At 55.0% G+C, this 16,818-nt stretch carries 14 protein-coding genes; 11 read left to right on the top strand and 3 right to left on the bottom strand.

Annotated elements, in window-relative coordinates:
• Positions 1 to 458: 458 nt before the first annotated feature.
• Positions 459 to 1,862 (top strand): oligosaccharide flippase family protein, encoded by a 1,404-nt coding sequence (locus ACR0B7_RS09480; protein ID WP_170569851.1) that lies wholly within the window; start codon positions 459 to 461, stop codon positions 1,860 to 1,862.
• A gap of 331 nt (positions 1,863 to 2,193) precedes the next feature.
• On the opposite strand, the gene ACR0B7_RS09475 is transcribed toward ACR0B7_RS09480, so the two are convergent.
• Positions 2,194 to 2,544, bottom strand: a complete 351-nt coding sequence (locus ACR0B7_RS09475) for a hypothetical protein (protein ID WP_480681334.1) — start codon at positions 2,542 to 2,544, stop codon at positions 2,194 to 2,196.
• Between the two features lie 215 nt (positions 2,545 to 2,759).
• On the opposite strand from ACR0B7_RS09475, the gene ACR0B7_RS09470 reads away from it, so the two are divergent.
• Both ACR0B7_RS09470 and ACR0B7_RS09465 read left to right on the top strand, forming a co-directional pair.
• Entirely contained in the window at positions 2,760 to 3,464 is a 705-nt protein-coding gene (locus ACR0B7_RS09470) for a sugar transferase (RefSeq protein ID WP_170483399.1), read from the top strand.
• Positions 3,465 to 3,505: 41 nt separating this feature from the next.
• Complete coding sequence (locus ACR0B7_RS09465; RefSeq protein ID WP_170483402.1) at positions 3,506 to 4,813, top strand: polysaccharide biosynthesis/export family protein; 1,308 nt, start codon at positions 3,506 to 3,508, stop codon at positions 4,811 to 4,813.
• Between the two features lie 102 nt (positions 4,814 to 4,915).
• Here ACR0B7_RS09465 and ACR0B7_RS09460 read toward each other — a convergent pair whose 3' ends face one another.
• Complete coding sequence (locus tag ACR0B7_RS09460) at positions 4,916 to 5,902, bottom strand: glycosyltransferase family 2 protein (protein ID WP_480681332.1); 987 nt, start codon at positions 5,900 to 5,902, stop codon at positions 4,916 to 4,918.
• A 221-nt stretch (positions 5,903 to 6,123) separates the two neighbouring features.
• Here ACR0B7_RS09460 and ACR0B7_RS09455 point away from each other — a divergent pair, with 221 nt between their 5' ends.
• Positions 6,124 to 6,522: a GtrA family protein gene (locus tag ACR0B7_RS09455; RefSeq protein ID WP_170483404.1), complete on the top strand. Its 399-nt coding sequence runs from the start codon at positions 6,124 to 6,126 to the stop codon at positions 6,520 to 6,522.
• A gap of 49 nt (positions 6,523 to 6,571) precedes the next feature.
• Here ACR0B7_RS09455 and ACR0B7_RS09450 read toward each other — a convergent pair whose 3' ends face one another.
• The gene (locus ACR0B7_RS09450) at positions 6,572 to 8,797 is read right to left on the bottom strand and encodes a Wzz/FepE/Etk N-terminal domain-containing protein (RefSeq protein ID WP_170483406.1); all 2,226 of its coding nucleotides are present in this window, start codon (positions 8,795 to 8,797) and stop codon (positions 6,572 to 6,574) included.
• A gap of 259 nt (positions 8,798 to 9,056) precedes the next feature.
• On the opposite strand from ACR0B7_RS09450, the gene ACR0B7_RS09445 reads away from it, so the two are divergent.
• From ACR0B7_RS09445 to ACR0B7_RS09415, 7 genes are all read left to right on the top strand, one after another.
• Positions 9,057 to 9,854 (top strand): WecB/TagA/CpsF family glycosyltransferase, encoded by a 798-nt coding sequence (locus ACR0B7_RS09445; protein WP_170483408.1) that lies wholly within the window; start codon positions 9,057 to 9,059, stop codon positions 9,852 to 9,854.
• An 85-nt stretch (positions 9,855 to 9,939) separates the two neighbouring features.
• Positions 9,940 to 10,821: a sulfotransferase domain-containing protein gene (locus ACR0B7_RS09440; RefSeq protein WP_170483410.1), complete on the top strand. Its 882-nt coding sequence runs from the start codon at positions 9,940 to 9,942 to the stop codon at positions 10,819 to 10,821.
• Positions 10,822 to 10,906: 85 nt separating this feature from the next.
• Positions 10,907 to 11,872, top strand: a complete 966-nt coding sequence (locus ACR0B7_RS09435; RefSeq protein WP_170483412.1) for a glycosyltransferase — start codon at positions 10,907 to 10,909, stop codon at positions 11,870 to 11,872.
• Between the two features lie 2 nt (positions 11,873 to 11,874).
• Positions 11,875 to 12,810, top strand: coding sequence for a glycosyltransferase family A protein (locus ACR0B7_RS09430; protein ID WP_170483414.1), 936 nt, complete (start codon positions 11,875 to 11,877; stop codon positions 12,808 to 12,810).
• Between the two features lie 41 nt (positions 12,811 to 12,851).
• The gene (locus tag ACR0B7_RS09425; protein ID WP_170483417.1) at positions 12,852 to 15,479 is read left to right on the top strand and encodes a cellulase N-terminal Ig-like domain-containing protein; all 2,628 of its coding nucleotides are present in this window, start codon (positions 12,852 to 12,854) and stop codon (positions 15,477 to 15,479) included.
• Between the two features lie 240 nt (positions 15,480 to 15,719).
• On the top strand, positions 15,720 to 16,151 hold the full coding sequence (locus tag ACR0B7_RS09420; protein ID WP_170483420.1) for a hypothetical protein: 432 nt from the start codon (positions 15,720 to 15,722) through the stop codon (positions 16,149 to 16,151).
• A complete protein-coding gene (locus ACR0B7_RS09415) occupies positions 16,148 to 16,813 on the top strand; it encodes a MotA/TolQ/ExbB proton channel family protein (protein WP_170483423.1) in 666 nt (221 codons plus the stop codon). The genes ACR0B7_RS09420 and ACR0B7_RS09415 overlap by 4 nt, the downstream gene beginning before the upstream one ends.
• Positions 16,814 to 16,818 lie beyond the last annotated feature (5 nt).

Below are 16,818 nucleotides of genomic sequence, written 5' to 3'. Positions count from 1 at the left end.
AAACCGCCAGGACAACGTGATGGAACGAGGTTCCCACGGTCTGCTGATAAGGGATATTTCGATGGGAAATCGTCATTCCACAGTAAACACACCCAGCAAAACAAAACTCAGAAAAACGCGATTCAGCAGATCAGAATGATCTCTATATAGCAAAACTTACAAATCTGACGTGGACCTGTCTATCTCGTCGCGAAGTGCCGCGCGGACTTTGGGTCGAAACCCAACCCGACCGACGCAATCGGAAAATCGACAATCAGCAGTGAATATGATTTAACGAACGCGGCTTCTGCCAAGGTTTGTCGCGACGCGTTTCCCCAGCACGGCAAACACCCTGGTCAATTCGGCGCGGCTGGGCGTTTTGGGCAGTGGTGAGTTTATTTTGTTTGAGTCGATTTCGGCATCTGGCCATTGGGTTGTTTAATGAGTGCATTGCCACTGATCATGCTAAGCGGTCTTTCATGACTTGGTACTTTGTCCCCAGGATGGTGTCCGCATTCATGGCGATCGCGATTCTCGTGGTCATGACGCGCGTGTTGGGCCCGGCCGAGTTCGGTCGCTATACACTGACCCTACTGGTGGGGATGCTTCTGTTTTCCTTCACGTTTTTCTGGCTGGTTATATCGGTGGGCCGGTTTCACCACGCCAAAGAGTTTGAAGGCCGGACAATCGGAACAGTTCTTGGCTCTGCCATACTTGTCGCGCTTTTTCTTTCGGCGATTGTCGGTCTGGCTTACCTGGTCCTGCCCATTGACCGGGCAAACAGCTTTTTGTTCGCAGCCGTTTTCTGCCTCGGTCACGCGGTTCACGAAATTGGTGCGGTGTGCCTGCGGCAATATGAAGAAGGGCCGAGATTTGCCGCTGTTACGTTGCTGAGGCACGCTCTGGGCGTGTCTCTGGCGGTCGCTTTCATCATGAACGGTGGCGGCTACGAGAGTGCCGTGATCGGCATGTCGCTGGGTGCCGCTCTGACCGGGGTTTACGCGTTGGTAATAACCGTCAAGCGATCCGGCATTTACTTTCCGAAACGCACCGAAGCAAAGACCTATCTGTTTTTCGGCTTTCCGCTTGCCGTTGTCGGCTCTGCTTCGGTTTTCCGCGAGATGTCCACGCAATCCCTGCTTGCGGTTCTCGTTGGGATTGAGGCCGCAGGCTATTTCGCTGCTGCGCAAGCCCTGGCGATGAGGTCTTTGGTGCTGACGATGAGCACGCTTTCAAACGTGGTCGCACCCTCTGTGTTCGAGGCGCATGAAGTTAAGGGTATCGCTCAGTCCGACAGGGTTCTTGAGCGGTATTTTTCATTTCTGATGCTGATTTCGATACCGATTGTTGCTGCCTTGATCAGTGCGGCCGACGTGTTCGCGAACTTGCTTTTTGATCAGGGCTTTGCTGTGGAAACCGCTGGTTACCTGCGTGTGTTGGCAATCGCGGCCTTTGTCACCGGGCTGCAAGGCGCCTATTTCAGCTATTCGTTCATGAGGTCAAAAAAGACCGGGCTGCAATTGGTAATCACGTTCGGTACGCTGATCGTGCACGCCTTGCTGTCATTAGGCGTGATCTATCTGTTCGGTGCACCCGGCGCGTCTTACGCCTTTTTGTTCAGCGCGTTCGTTAGTTTCCTCGTCTACTACCATGTTGGGCGCAAGGTTGATCCACTTAAAGTGCCGGTTCAGGAATTGACCAAAGCCTTGGTTGCCGCGCTGGTATTTGTGCCGTTCGGCCTGTTGGCTGAATCGTCCTCTGAACTGACGACTCAATTCGCATTGCTCGTGCTGGGCACATTGGTCATGTTTGCGGTTCTGGTTGCCATTCGCCAGACTGCCGCTGTGACGGTTTGGGAAAGAGCAAGATTCCGCGTTTCCTAGCCAAATCCGCATCTCAAAAATAATGTTTTGTTAACAATCCGTTAACATAGGTGATGCCAATGTTTTTGCCATGAATTGGCGTATTCTTGCCCAGTTCCAATGCGTTTCTTGGCTCAGGCTGTGAGACGCCTCGTGGTTGGCTGAATATGATGTTAGATTGTCACTGACCTCAAGATTTTGTGTCACTTCATGGCCAATCAGGCGGGTTGATCTATAATCAAACCAAGCCGCCCGAAAACACGAGAGCATGAGGTCAACAAGGGCAGGTGCAGAAGAAAATGAGAAAGACCGAAAAAGAGCAACGTACTAGATGGTTATAGTATACCTACTCTCAGGACCGCTGGTCGCTTTTTTGTGCTTCGTCGCGTTTTATCTTTCCGGCGCAAGCACCGGGACACTTGTGTTTGGCAGTCTCATCATCGGATGCCTGACACCGCTTTTGGTTGCTGTGCTGCAATTCGCGTTCAGCCGCAAGATGCGCTTGAAAGTGTTCAGAAAACTGCCCTCGAAAATCGGGCAGTGAGAGAACAGGCGAAACTCCGTTAGAAAGCCGTAAACGGGACGTTGGATCGACCTCGTGTTTTAGGCCGGTTTGACGGCTGCCCGGTAAATGGGCAAATGCCCAAGACAAGCGCAAATCCCCAACAAATAAGTTGTTTCCTTTAGGTATAAGTGCGATCATATCGCGGGGCAAATATCCCGGAAAGCGTTATAGCTGAGTCGGGGAATACGTGGGTGGGAATTCGCACTTGGTGCGTAGACCCCAATATCGAGCAAATAATATTAATACGTTGCCGCGGCAGCCTAGCTTAAGGGCCAAGCGCGCAGCGAGGCGTTTTGCGTTGTGTCTTTTGAATGCGCGCGCCGTGTAGTTGTTGTGTTGTCCTGGGGGTTATTATGAACCATGTTCGAAGTTCTATTCGGATAGAAGATTCTGAAATTTGCAAACCAAATCAAGGCTCTATTTCTGAAGTTGTCGAGTTCTACAATTTAAAAAGTTTCTACGCCGTCAAAGGCAAACGTCTGCTGGATATTTTTCTCATCCTTGTCGGCGCTCCATTCGTTTTGCCGCTTATTCTGGGCATCGCGATACTTGTTAAACTGGATGGCGGTCCTGCCATCTATCGTCAAAGACGCATTGGAATCGGCGGGAAGGAATTTGATTTTCTCAAGTTCCGTTCGATGGTGCCGAATGCGGATCTGATGTTGGAAAAGCATCTCAAAGAGTGTCCGGCGGCTGCGGCAGAATGGCACAAGCATCAAAAGCTTGAGCATGATCCGCGCGTCACGAAATTCGGTCGTTTCATTCGGATGACCTCTTTGGACGAGCTGCCGCAACTTTGGAATGTGCTTGTCGGCGACATGAGCCTTGTTGGTCCACGGCCAATGCTGCCCGAGCAGCAAGTTCTTTATCCGGGCCGGGAATATGGCCTGATGAAGCCGGGCATCACCGGTCTGTGGCAGGTGTCGGACCGCAACGATGTAGAGTTTTCGCATCGCGCAGTTTTTGACAGCGACTATGCCCGGAAAATTGGGTTCTGGTTTGATCTGAAAATACTGTTCCGCACCGTAGGGGCGGTCTGCAACGCAACCGGATACTGAATGTGCGGGAAGTGTTGCCAGTAGGAAACGTGGTGACCGTTATGAAATTGGTACAGAGTGATTTGTTAGGAAAAGCGTCGGACTGGGTTGGAAATCAATTTCGGTTTCTGGGTCGTGGCGCGGTATTTGGTTTATTCCTGTTTAACGCCGGGGCCGCTCTGGCGGATTTTGATCTTGAGCCCGGTGATACGGTTCAGGTGACGTTTACTGGCTTGTCTGCCCTGTCTTTTGAATCGCTGATTGACGTGGATGGTTTTGTGAACCTGCAATGGCTGGGGCAGTTCAAAGCGCAAGGTATATCCCTGGAAGAGTTGGAGCAGCGTGTCCGACTGGACGCTGCAGGGAAGATTGTAAAGCAATACAACGGTGACGGGCAGATTTTCATCATTCAGTTGGATGGTGATGAAGTCGAGATTTCCCGGAACGGGTACAGGCCAATCATCATCGGTGGCGACGTCGCGCGTACTGGTCAGGTAGATTACCGTCCCGGCGTCACCGCGCGCGAAGCTGTTGCGCTGGCAGGTGGCGTCAGAAGCCAGCTTTTGACGGATGATGTCAGCATTGATCCCATCCAGTTGATGCGGTGGCAGACGGCCTATGGTCAGGCCGCGCTGGATCATGCGGAAGCCCTGGTTCAGAAGTGGCGCACCACCTCGGAGCTCTTGGATGACATGTCGCATCCACAGCCGCTTATTGATCATGTGTCAGTGTCAGAGAAGGTCCTCGAGGACTTGATCACCGAGCAAGTCAAGATTCGCACCATAAACCTTGCCAACGAAACCGGTGAGCGGCACTTCTTTGAAGAAGCTCAACAACAGGCGGGGCAGCGGATTTCGATTCTGCAGAAACAGAAATTCGAGCTGGCCAAGGCACTCGCCGCCGATGAGGAAGAAGAGGCAAGGGTGATAAGCCTTGTTGACCGTGGGTTGGCTCCGGGGTCTCGTATTGCGGATACACGCCGCACGACGGTTCTGTCCGCAACGCGGCTTTTGGACGTGGAAGAAGACCTTGCAACAACCAGTCTGGTTCTGACCAGGTTGAGGCGCGATCGCGAGCAATACGAACAGGAACGGTCGCTGCGGCTTTTGCAAGAACGGCGGGTCGCGAACCTGGCCATTCGAGATGCCAGTTTGCAAATGGACACGATCGCCAAATATCTGGCCGGAGCATCCAGCGAGATCGGTGTAGACAGCCTGATCACGGACATCGATTACACGGTCGAGATTTACCGCCTTGTTGACGGTGAACTGAAGTTATTTCCGGCGGACAAGCTGACCCGGCTACTTCCCGGCGACAGCTTGGAAATTTCGGTGGAGGAAATGGCGCCCGAGGCTCCGTTAACCGAGTAAACCCAACCTGATCATTCTGTGGAACCCTGTCTGATGACAGGCAAAGTATGGGCTGTGGTGACGAGCGCGGTTTTGGGTGTGGGAAGACCCGCCGCCGAACATCTAGGGCTTGGGCGCGCTTAGTTGAAGGTAACTCAGGCGGCGCGCCTCTCGCCTGCCGCGCGATACTGTGTCCAGGATAAGAGCGCAGGCAACGCACATAAACGAAACCAGGAAACCTGTCAGGGCCGCGAATAGCGACGGAAAGCGGTCGACTTCCGCGGTTTCAAGAAACTCCAGGAACACCGAAAGAAACACCAGGCCGGAGGGTATGAAAACCAGCCCTGCCAACGAGCAGAAGAACAGCATTGGTTTTTCTTCTTTCACAAGAAACCCAATCATTTTCAGGATTCTCAGCCCGTCCCCATAGGTGGACAGTTTCGAGACCGAGTTTTCGGGCCGCGCCCGATACTTGACCTGAACCTCATCAATCGGAAGCCGCATCTGAAGGGCGTGGACAGTCAGTTCCGTTTCGATTTCAAAGCCGCTGGACATGCTGGGAAAGCTTTTGACAAACCGTCGGCTGAAAACCCGATACCCCGACAACATATCGCCCAGATTCCTGCCGAAAAACAGCTTGACCATAAACGTCAGCAAACGGTTTCCGAACTTGTGTCCAGGGCGGTACGCGGCGTCGTCAGAGTGTTTTCGCGCGCCGTTCACCATATCCAGATTGTTGTTTCGCAAAAGCGCGATCAGGTCACCGACATTGCTGGCGTCATATGTGGCGTCGCCGTCCGCCATGACGTAAACGTCGGCCTCGACATCAGCAAACATGCGCCGGACCACATTGCCCTTGCCCCGGTTGAGTTCGGAGCGGACGGTCGCGCCTGCCTTTTGCGCGACTTCGATTGTGGCATCTGACGAGTTATTGTCGAACACGTAGACGTCTGCATCCGGCAGCGCGGTTTTGAACTCGGAAACGGTGAGTTCGATTGCGGCTTCTTCGTTGTAGCAGGGCAGAATGACTGCAATCCGATACGCGTCATCAGAAGCAACATGATCCGGGATGCCTCCCTGCAGATTTGACGTCACTTCCTCTTTAAACACAGTATCCTTCCTCCAAAAAATCGAAAATTCATGGATTGACAGAATATGTTTTGGGATACCAGATAATCACATATGCCAAAAGAAAAATTGACATAAGGGTCAAAGCTCTAACCCTTGATGAGACCAATTTGCTGCGATCCTCCTGCTTTGCTTTGTGGGGCACATGCGAAACGGGATCACGTGCAGAAGCTAATATCAGTTGCGGGGGCGGAATTCGGAAAATGCCTTCCTCAGAGTTCTTGAAATTCATGATTGTCGGCGGGGTCGCTTTCCTCGTGGACGCTGGTTTGTTGTTGATTACAACCGAACTGTTGAACCTGCCGCCCGAGATAGGGCGAATCTTTTCGTTCTTCGGGGCGGTAACGACAACTTGGTACCTGAACCGGACATACACGTTCACAACGGCAAGCCGCCCCACTTTGAAAGAGTTCGTAAGCTACGTTCTGGCCATGAGTTTCGGTCTTGCGGTCAATTACGCGGTATTCGTCGCGTTGATCCGGCTTAACGAAATAGCTGGTGCCTATCCGGTTCTGGCCTTGGTGCCGTCGACCCTTGCCGGGATGATCATCAACTTTCTATTTTCGCGCCGGATCTTGGGGGCCAAAAAAGCCGCAAAATAAAAGCGCGCCTTGGCGTTCGAGGCCAACGGATCGCGCAAACCGCATTTCGTTAACCAAGATTTGGGTCGCCATACCGTTTGGCTTGCTTCATATCGACCCGCGTCGCCACCAAAGCTGATGGTCGCACGTCAGCGTTGTCCAGCTCTCGAATTGCCTGGTAAACGGCATTTCTGTGCGTTTTGTTCCACCGGGTGAACAGAATGACACGCTGAGAAAGCTGGGACAGATACGCAGATTCCACGGCTGCCAAAAGGGGCGGAGTATCCAGCAGGATGACTTCGTACACATCCGACAAGGCAATCAAGAGATTGATGAATCCCGGAGACCGCAGGAATTCTTCCACCAGAGCGACCTGCGTGCCCGTATCCTGACTGCCCGCAAGCGGCAGGATATCAAGCCCGTCCTGGGGGGTTGCAACGATGTGATCCATGAAAGACGCAGGGTTCGACGTGCAGTATTTAAGCTCGTCAACTGAAAGCTGCGACAAGTCCTGGTACGCAGACGAGACGGTATCGCAATCAATGATCAAGGTTCTGAATTTGGTCTTGGCGCAGACAGACCCGATCAGCAACAGAGAAGACGTTTTACCTTCGTCCGGCAATGCGGATGCCCCCGAGAAGATCACACATCCATTGTTCGGCAAGTTCTGGTTGGGCTTACCATCCAGGCTCTTTGAAAAGAACTCGACAGCCTGCGAAAATGAAGGTTCATCCTGTTGCCGCAACGACCGCAGCCCGACATCGCTGCTGGCCAGCAGTTTCTTTCCGTAGCGCATGAATTCTGGGTCCAGCCTGCCTTCGCTGGTGAAGAAGGCTTCAAACTGCGGGACATGTTTGATTTCAGGAAGGATGGCCGACAGCTTTACCCCGGTTGCACTTTCAAATTCGTGCGTGGTTCTAAGCCGCTTCTGAAAGATTTCGCGGAGTACGGTCCAGACCAGACCAAGGAAAATAATCGCGAACATAACGGCGATGGATGTCTGCGACCGCTTTGGCTCTGACGGATCGACAGATACGCGCGCCCGCTCAATAAGATGCGCCCCGGCGTCCAGATAATCGCCTTGTTCCGCCCGGCGTCCAAGCTGGGATACAAAGTCACGATAAATCGCTTCTGTAACCAGAATTTCGTTTTCAATCCGTTTGGTGACAGAATCGTGCTGGACCTGTTCGGCCTGTTGCTCTTTGAAAACTTCAATGCTTCGCGTCAGATCGTTCAGCTGGTTTTCCAACTGCTCTACCCGCTTTTCGGCGATGTCCTGCGCCGCGCTCAGGCGCTGCAGCGCCTCTTCCGAGCCGGCCGCTTCGCTGATATCCGGGGGCAACATCCCGATCTGGGTCGCAAACTCAATCGCGTCCTGCGACTTGCCCTGCGCCCGAAGGGTTTGGATTGTATTCGCCTGTTCCCGAATCCGGGCCAGTTCCTTTTCAGCAAGCGCCGCTCGCCTTTCGGATTTAATCCGCTGCGCCTTGATGGTCGCGTATTCATCCGGGGAATAAGGCGTTTCGATGGAATGGGTTTCGAGGTCGGAACTCAACTTGTTCAGATCTTCGCGTAATTGCCCGATCCGGGTGGTTAGCCAACTTTGAGATTGGCCGAGATCATTGCGTTTCATCGCGGTCAGGTTCGACAGGTATTCACCCGCCAGGTTATTGGCGATGTCGGCGGCCTTTTGTGGTGACTTGGACGTAACGCGGATCTGGTAAACCGCCGAAATTTCACCCACCTGTTCGATGCGGGTGGCTTGCGACAGGTTCTCGATTGTCGTTTCGCGGAGCAGTTCTTCTTCAGAGCCCAGCTCGGTTTCAGTCTGTTCGCCTCCGCTCAAGGCGCTGACCAAACTATCCTTGATCTGGCGCGCCAACGTGATCGGAGACAGGTTGACGCCTGTGCCTTCTCCGGAAAATTCCGGGTCCGATTGCAGCTGCATCCGGTCGACAACGCTTTCGATCAGATCCGTAGAACGCAGCAGTTCCAATTCACTTTCCAATGAAGTCAGCGACAGCGGCAGGCCCGAAACATGCGGCGTGAACTGCGTTTCGGTCTGAACGCGCGTCTCCATCATGACTTTCGCACTGGACGTATATTTGGTGTCCAAGGTGTAAGTCAGAACATAAGCTATGACCGCGCCGATAAACCCAAGTGCCACGACCCAAGGCAGCGAACGTCTGATGGCCCATGCTATGTTGGACAGCGTTCTAAGCTCTGGGTCACCTGCCGCAGCTAGGCCCACCCCCGAGAGTTCCACGTCCAATCCTCTGCGATACTGATCAGTCATAACTAATAACAACGTGCGGTATGGATAGGTCCAAACATACGGCGAGTGGCCCTACATCAACAGTGAAAACAACATTTGGCGTCAACAATGGGCCTAGAAAACCACGTTTAGCGACTAAAAGATAGGATATTAGGCCCGATTGCCGTTTTGGTCCCATGTGCACCGATAAACTTGGCAATGCGGTGAGAAGGTATTCGCGAGAATCGGCAATACTGATAACCTGTGCGCGTATTTGTTATTTTGACGAGTTGGTTGTGAGATGAATCAGATTATCGACAAACGTTTGTCGCATACGATTGTAGCAGGAATGCCGGTCGCACTGGTCAGCGACGCTGAACTGACCTCTGCCATGCTGGACGATGTCGAAGGGCGCAGAAGCGGCCGTAACCAACGGGCGTTGACGGTTTTCGATGCTAACGCATACGGCATATCGCTTTATGACGAAGATGCGCAATTCGCCGAGGTCATAGATTCGGCCGACATCGTTCACGCCGACGGACAGATCGTGGTCTGGGCTTCCAAGTTAAAGCGTGGGTCGCACGCAATACCAGAGCGCACCGCAACGACCGATTTCATCCATTCCGCCGCGGCCGCGGCTGCCGAGAATGACGTGGGATTTTATCTTCTGGGCAGCACCGAAGAGATCAATCGCGCCTGTGCCGAAAAGCTGACCGAACTTCATCCCGGTCTGAAAATCGCGGGACGGCGAAACGGTTACTTTGATGAATCCGAAGTCGAATTGGTCATTGATGACATCAATGCAAGCAAGGCTGACATCCTCTGGGTTGGGCTGGGCAAACCGAAGGAACAGCTTTTTTCCACCCGCATCGCGCCCCGATTGACGCATTGTGCCTGGGTTGTGACCTGCGGCGGCTGTTTTCACTATGTCGTCGGAGATTACGCGCGCGCGCCTGTGTGGATGCAGAAAATTGGGTTAGAATGGCTGCATCGCACCGCGACCGGTCCTGGGCATATTCGCAAGAGGCATTTTAACAGGTTCCCACGCGCGCTGGGCATTGTCCTGAAGAAAGATGTGTTCAAACGCACCCAGCGGTGATGAGGTGCGCAAAGGCTGGCCAAGCAGAATATCCCGACGTTTGCCAGCGGTGTTTGTAGGTTGATTTGTTCATAGGGGATTTTGTGTGGCGAAGGTGGACTTCATAGGAATTGGTGCGCAGAAGGCTGCAACGACTTGGCTGCACCATGTTCTTTCAGAGCACGAGTCCGTAACGACGAACGAAGCCAAGGAACTGAACTTCTTCACGGCGAACTATGATCGCGGCTACACGTGGTATGAAAGCTGTTTCGCGGATTCCCCTTCTGGCAATTTATGCGGAGAATGTTCGCCCACCTATTTCTTCAGCTCTGACGCGCCTCGCCGCGCCCGCGACTATAACAAGGACCTCAAGCTGATCTGCATCCTCCGGGATCCGATCGGGCGGGTTTTTTCCAATCACCTGCATGAAATTCGCAAGGGCCACATCGCGCCGTCAACGTCGGTTGAAGCAGGTTTGGCGCGCAACCCCGCCTATGTGCAGCAAAGCCAGTACAAGGCAAATCTAGAGAACTGGCTGACCTATTTTGACCGGGATGCGTTGCTGGTTTTGTTCTCGGAAGAAGTCGCCGCAAATCCAGACGAGTCGTATGACCAAATTTGCAAGCATCTTGGTATTTCGCCCGGATCCGGCTCGGATGCGATTTCAGAAAGATTTCACGAAAACGTCACCTACAAGAACCAGACTCTTCAAAAGTCGTTGCGGTTCGGAGGCGATGTTATGCGATCTCTGGGTATGGAAGGTGGGGTGAAAAAACTCAAAGCCCTTCCGGGGTTGAAGCAGGTGCTGTCGATGAACAAGCAGCATCTGAAGATCATGGTCCCGCCGCCAACGTCAGAGACACGTGAGATGCTTGCGAACCAGTTCAGGCCCGACATGGAATATGTGGCGGAACTGACCGGCCGCCAAAGCCTGCCCTGGTCCACTTGGAGCGAAACGCGGCCGGCCAGTGCCGAGCAAAAGGGATAGTGATGCAGGGATCATTGGCGGCTCAAAACTCTGACAGCGTCGGCCCCAATGGCCCCAGCCGCGAGATCAGCGAGGTGTGGCAGCGATGACCTCTGGCCGTCGGGACAACGCTGCGCCGCATATCGCCATTTGTGTCGCCACTTTTCTGCGGCCGCAGGGTTTGCAATCCCTCATTGAAAGTCTGAACAGGCAGGACATGCAGGGTCGCAATGTTCAGGTGACACTTGTGATCGCCGACAACGCCCCAGAAACGCCCGCAAGCGGCATGCTGGGTGATATTCAGCAGCTCAGCCGTTGGCCGGTTGTTTATGTCTTTGAATACGAGCGTGGAATTGTATCAGCGCGAAACAGAACGTTAAGCGAAGCCCCGATGGATGCGGACTTCATCGCCTTTCTCGACGATGACGAACAAGCGTCTGAGGGCTGGCTGATCCAGATGCTGGATACGATGGGGTTGCCAGACACCGTGGCCGTCCAAGGCCCGGTTGAGCCGCGATACCGGCAAAAGCCACCGGATTGGATCGAGGCGCTGAACCTGTTTCGCATGGGTCCCTATGACCAAGGGGCCAAGCTGGTGTCTGCGGCAACAAACAATTCGATGGTTGATGCCTCTGTCATTCGTGAGCGGGGATTCAGGTTCGACCCGCGTTTCAACATAACCGGCGGTGAAGACGAGGAATTTTTCACGAGACTGTGCGCCGGTGGCGGAACAATCAGGGCGGCTGCGGGTGCGCTGGTCTGGGATGACGTGCCCGAAAACCGGACGACCTTGCGTTGGCTGGGTCGAAGGTGGTTCCGCATGGGCAATACGCTAAGCCGAATTGCGTTGATCAGGCGGCAGGGCGTTGCGCTGCGCGCCGCGAAAAGTGTTGCGGCCCTTGGGTGGGGCGGGATCATGTGTCTCTGCCTTGGCTTCGGTTCTCGGGCCAGATGGTATCGGGGTTGGCTCGAAATTCTGAGGGGGGCTGGCATGGTCGCAGGTCTGTTGCATTTCAACTTCGCTGAATACAGCAGCACGGCCGTCAAGGTCGATCGGGTAGAGGAGGGATGAGAATGGCTCGGGCATCCTCGGACCCTGTATTTTCGGTCATTGTTCCCGCGCGCAACATGGAACGATTTCTTGAGGAAACGCTGCAGAGCGTGCGTGACCAGACCTTTGACGCATTCGAGGTCATCTGCATCGACGACGGGTCAACGGATGGGACGCGCCAGATCGCTGACAATTTTGCGCAACTGGATAGCAGGTTTCGTGCGGTGGCAGGTCCGGCCAAGGGCGTCAGTGCGGCTCGGAACATGGGGCTAGAGCTTTCCAAAGGTCGTTTCGTGCTTTTCTTGGACGCCGACGATCTGTTGCATCGGCGGGCGCTGGACGAATTCCAATCGTCACTGACGACAACTGACGCGGTCGGGGCGGTGGCGGGTGTGCAAAGGATAGACGTGAATGGGCAACCCATGCGGGGGGCGGATAACCGTGAGCTTGTTCCCGCGCAGGATCAACTGGCCGCGTTGTTGCGAAAGAACTTTGTGGTCAACGGAGGAGCGTTGGCTCTTAGGACGGACATCGCGCGGCAAAGCGGCGGGTTTGATGAAGCCCTTGTCAATGGCGAGGATTGGGAGTTCTGGTGCCGCGTCGCCCTTCTGGGTGTTTTCACCGTAGTTCCGGGACCGGCGCTGTTGAACTATCGGCAAGTTGCCAGCGGCGCGAATTTCCGCGCGCGCGGCCCGGTCTTTGCACATCGAGCGCCGTGTATCGAGAAAGTGGCAGTGAACCCGTCAATGAAGGAAAGGTTTGGTCCGCGCCTCGGGTCCCTTTTGCGAGCCAGACAGATCGACGTGTTCTGGTCGGGTGTCCGCAATCAATACCAATACGGGCGCAAGTCGACCGCCCTTTTTGAAGGCGCGTGCGGGGCCGTTCTGTACCCTGACAGCCTTTTGCGCCCCCGTTTGATCTGGCGCTTTTTGCAGAGTTTGGAGCGAACAGGGAAATAAGTTAGGGTCACAGAGTTTGAGCCGAGAGGAGGATGCGGCAGATGACGTTTTCTAGACGTGCCATTTTGCTTCAGGGCACCGCGCTGGCACTTGCCGCGCCCTTCGCCAGTGCGTTGGCCTCAGTCCTGAATCCGGGTATTTCGGTTGAACCCGCGATCAGCTTTGTTGGGGGTGACATCGTCCAGGTCACCTTGGTAGACACGCTTTTTGATCACCCGCAGAGTGTCGAGGTAAAACCGGGTGATACGCGGGAATGGGCTCCTGATCCTTACGACTCGTTCGGCTCTGTCGGCCGGCTCAATGGGCAGAAGGGGTATTTCTCGGGCGACGCGAACGTGACGCAGCCCCAGTTGTTCATGGCCTGGCCGACAGAGGTGCCGGGAAGCAGGCTGTCAGGCTTTCGCACCGGACCCGAACCGCACCAGAAGCGATCATTGGCGGACCAGCCCTCGAAATGGACGGTTCTCGTCGACGGCGCAGCAGTCAATGTCCTGGTGGTCTATCGCAAATCCGTTCCAATTCGCACTGTGGCTCTGGATGTGGGCCGTTGGGACAGCACCAAGCGGCACATCCTGACATTTATTCTGGACCGACCGGTGCCGGACGGCGCTACCATCTCGGTGGAAGGCCCATCCGTTTCAAAAATCGAAAGCCAAAAGTCAAAAACGGCCTTCAGCGAAGCCGTACATGTCTGCCACGCCGGATACCCGCTGACCGGACCCAAAAAGGGATATGTCGGAGAGTGGTGGGGGCATGACAAGGACGGCAACAGCGGTAACACCGATGCAATCCTTTCAAACCAAACCGGGTGGAGCGTCATAAACGAACAAGATGGCACGGTTGTGCGCACGGGAACGCTTGAATTGGCAAAGCCAGCGACCGAGCCGCACCGGGGCGAGGACAACTTCAACGGTTGTGATATTTACGAGGCTGACTTTTCGGATCTGGATGGTGAAGGCGAATACCGTTTGCAAGTGAATGAGCTGGGAGTCTCATTCCCCTTCAAGATTTCGGCTGCTCCTTATGCCGAGGCGCTTAGGCTGGTGGCGCGATGGTATTTTCATCAGCGGTCAGGATGCGAAATTGCGGAACCATACGGAGAAGGCAGAACGCGCCCTCGCAACGGCCACCCCGAAGACGGTTTACTGGTGTGGCAGACGGATGTGCTGATTGGAAATAAGACCGACGGGTACGGCGAGGCCAGTTCAGAAAAGGCGCTGCGTGAACAACCACACGGGAACAGCGGTGCGCAGGGGGCAACAGCAGCTTGGTCCGAGCACCTTAATCCCAACGCCTGGGGCGGCTGGCACGACGCCGGAGACTGGGATCGCCGTATTCAGCATACGGAAGTCATCTATCACATGGCTCATATCATCGAGACGTTCGAGTATGCGCGTTCTCTGGATCTGAACATCCCCGAAAGCGGCAGGTCCTTTGCCGACGACAGCGTCAAGGCACGTAAGAATGACTCGGATCGGGGTGACGGAGAAACGGTTCTGCCTGATCTCATTCACGAGGCGCTTTGGGGTATTTCGCTTTGGCGCAGAACACAGCGCGAAGACGGCGGAGTCAGCGGCGGTGTTGAGTACTCAAAATCTGGGATTTTCGGCTCTGTTTCGTGGAATCCCGTTCAGATTACCTACTGCTACGGGCCGGAAGATTGGGCTGGATATCTGTTTGCACGCAGTGCGGCAAAGCTTGGGCTTGTGATCAAGCAGGTGTGCGGCGACCACGCGCTTGGCGATGAGCTCATACAGGAATCTCTGCGCGCATGGAATTGGGCAGAACAGGAATTTCTGTCCAAGGATCCCTACGGCGCGCTTTCCAAACCTGTGCAGGAGGCGTCAGAGACTCAGGATACGACCGCGCAACAAGAACCCGACCCAGAGCGCGAAAGATGGGTCAGCGTCGTTTCACGGGCGCGCGTCGCTGCTGCGGCAGGTGTCTTTCGCGCCAGCGGAGACGCGGCCGCCCAGAAGGTATTTGAGGACTACAATCCCTTTGCCCCGATGTCGGACGAGCCGATTGAGTACATAAAACGGGAAGTCCTTCAGTTTTCCTATTTCGAATATCTGCAGGCCGCCAAGGAAGGCAGGCCCACCAAGCCCGATATCGTCAATGCGATCAAATGGTGGACAGTAAATCGCATCAAGAACTCGGAACGCATGGGTCGTGATTTTGGGCTGCACAGTACGGCCACATACCCATGGGGTCTTGGATGGCTCCGTTTCGGGCCGGGCTCTAACTGGAGGGCTGCGCACTACGCGCTGTACTACGCAGCCAATGGTGAGATTCCGGCTGAAATGCGGGACGCCGTGATCGAAGGTATGTGGTTCGGGCTAGGCTGCAATCCTTCCAACGTGAGTTTCGTTCAGGGGTTGGGGCATAGGGATTATGCCGACCCGCTGTATCTCGACGGAAGGGGAAAACCGCCTATTCCTGGCCTAATCAGCTTTGGAGTGACAGGCGGCACATTGTATGAATGGGAGCGCCACAAGACAGAAGGGTCGATCTATCCGGCTGACCAACTGGCCTGGCCGATATACGCTCAGATATTTGAAAGCCGAACGATCGCAAAGGCGTCAGAGCATGACATCAAGGCCAACGTGATGGAATGGCTGATTGCCTGCGCAATGGTCAATTATCAAGCCCAGGAGCCGTCGCAGTAAATCATGGGTAAGTGACGCTGCCCGACCTTTCATTCGCGCCAATTCAGCCAGCCTTGTACCCCTGCGCACGGCCCCCTTTGGACGGCTTGCGCTGTGGTTTGTGAAACATCTGTCTTGTGCCTTTAATCACAATGGCGTCGGTTGCCCTTTCGCGCTCTGTTCGTCTTGGATATGACGGTTAAAGCGTCGGCGATGCGCGCCGGTCGTCCATGCCTGTGTTGCACAACTGGGAGCGCATAAATGACGTTTCGCCGTTTGGCTCTTGCCGCGATAACCGTTTCTTTTCCAATGATAGCGCAGGCGCAATCCGAAGGGGCGGCGCAGTCCGGCCTTTTGATGGAGCTGAATACCGTTCAGGATGTCGAGGGTGCCTGCCGGCTTACCTTTCTGGTCGACAACAAGACCGGAGAGGCAATCGACTCGGTCAGTTTTGAAACGGTGATTTTCGATGCGTCCGGCAGTGTGGTCCGCTTGTCGCTGTTCAATTTCCGTGACCTGCCGGTTGACCGACCCCGTGTGCGCCAGTTTGATTTGCCGGGTCTGACCTGTGATGGGCTGGGCCAAGCGTTGATCAATGGGGCAAACACCTGTGTTGTTGCCGGGACAGACAGTCAGCTTTGTGATGACGCGCTAAAGCTGAATAGCCGGACTGATGTGGAGTTGCTTGGATGAGCCCGCTGATCGCCCTTCGTGATATACTGGCCCTTGGCGGGCCGGTCGTTGGAATTCTCATCGCAATGTCCGTGGTGACGCTTGCGGTTACCCTTTACAAACTATGGCAGTTTGCGGCTTCGGGTGTCGGTCGCCACCGTGTTCTGTCTGAGGCGCTGGCTGCATGGGACAACGGCGACACGCAGGGTGCTCGGGCGCGATTGGCCGAAAGCCGCAGCTACCTTGCCCCCTTGGTTGGGGCCGCTATGGATGCACCTGCCGCGCCCGGTCTTGATCAACGACTGGATGCAGAGGCGGGGCTTGCCCTTGCCGGGCTTGAGCGCGGGTTCCGACTGTTGGACACGGTGGCGCAGCTTGCGCCCCTGCTGGGGCTTTTCGGAACGGTGCTTGGGATGATCGAAGCCTTCCAGAGCCTTCAGTCTGCGGGGTCATCGGTTGATCCATCCTTGCTGGCCGGAGGCATCTGGGTCGCGCTGGTGACAACGGCGGTCGGACTTGCGGTTGCGATGCCCACGTCGATGGTTCTTTCATGGTTTGAAAGCCGCACGGCCCGGGAACGGGTTTTCGCGGACAAGGCGCTGCGCACGGTGCTGGTGCCGGGTCAGGGTATGTCCAACCCGGCCGAGACCAAAGCCGCGCTAGCCGCGGCTGAACATGCGTAACCGGG

The sequence above is a fragment of the Ruegeria sp. BB6 genome, from assembly GCF_056539385.1.
Note: the sequence above shows the minus strand (reverse complement) of the source record. Positions and strands in the feature narration are given on the sequence as shown.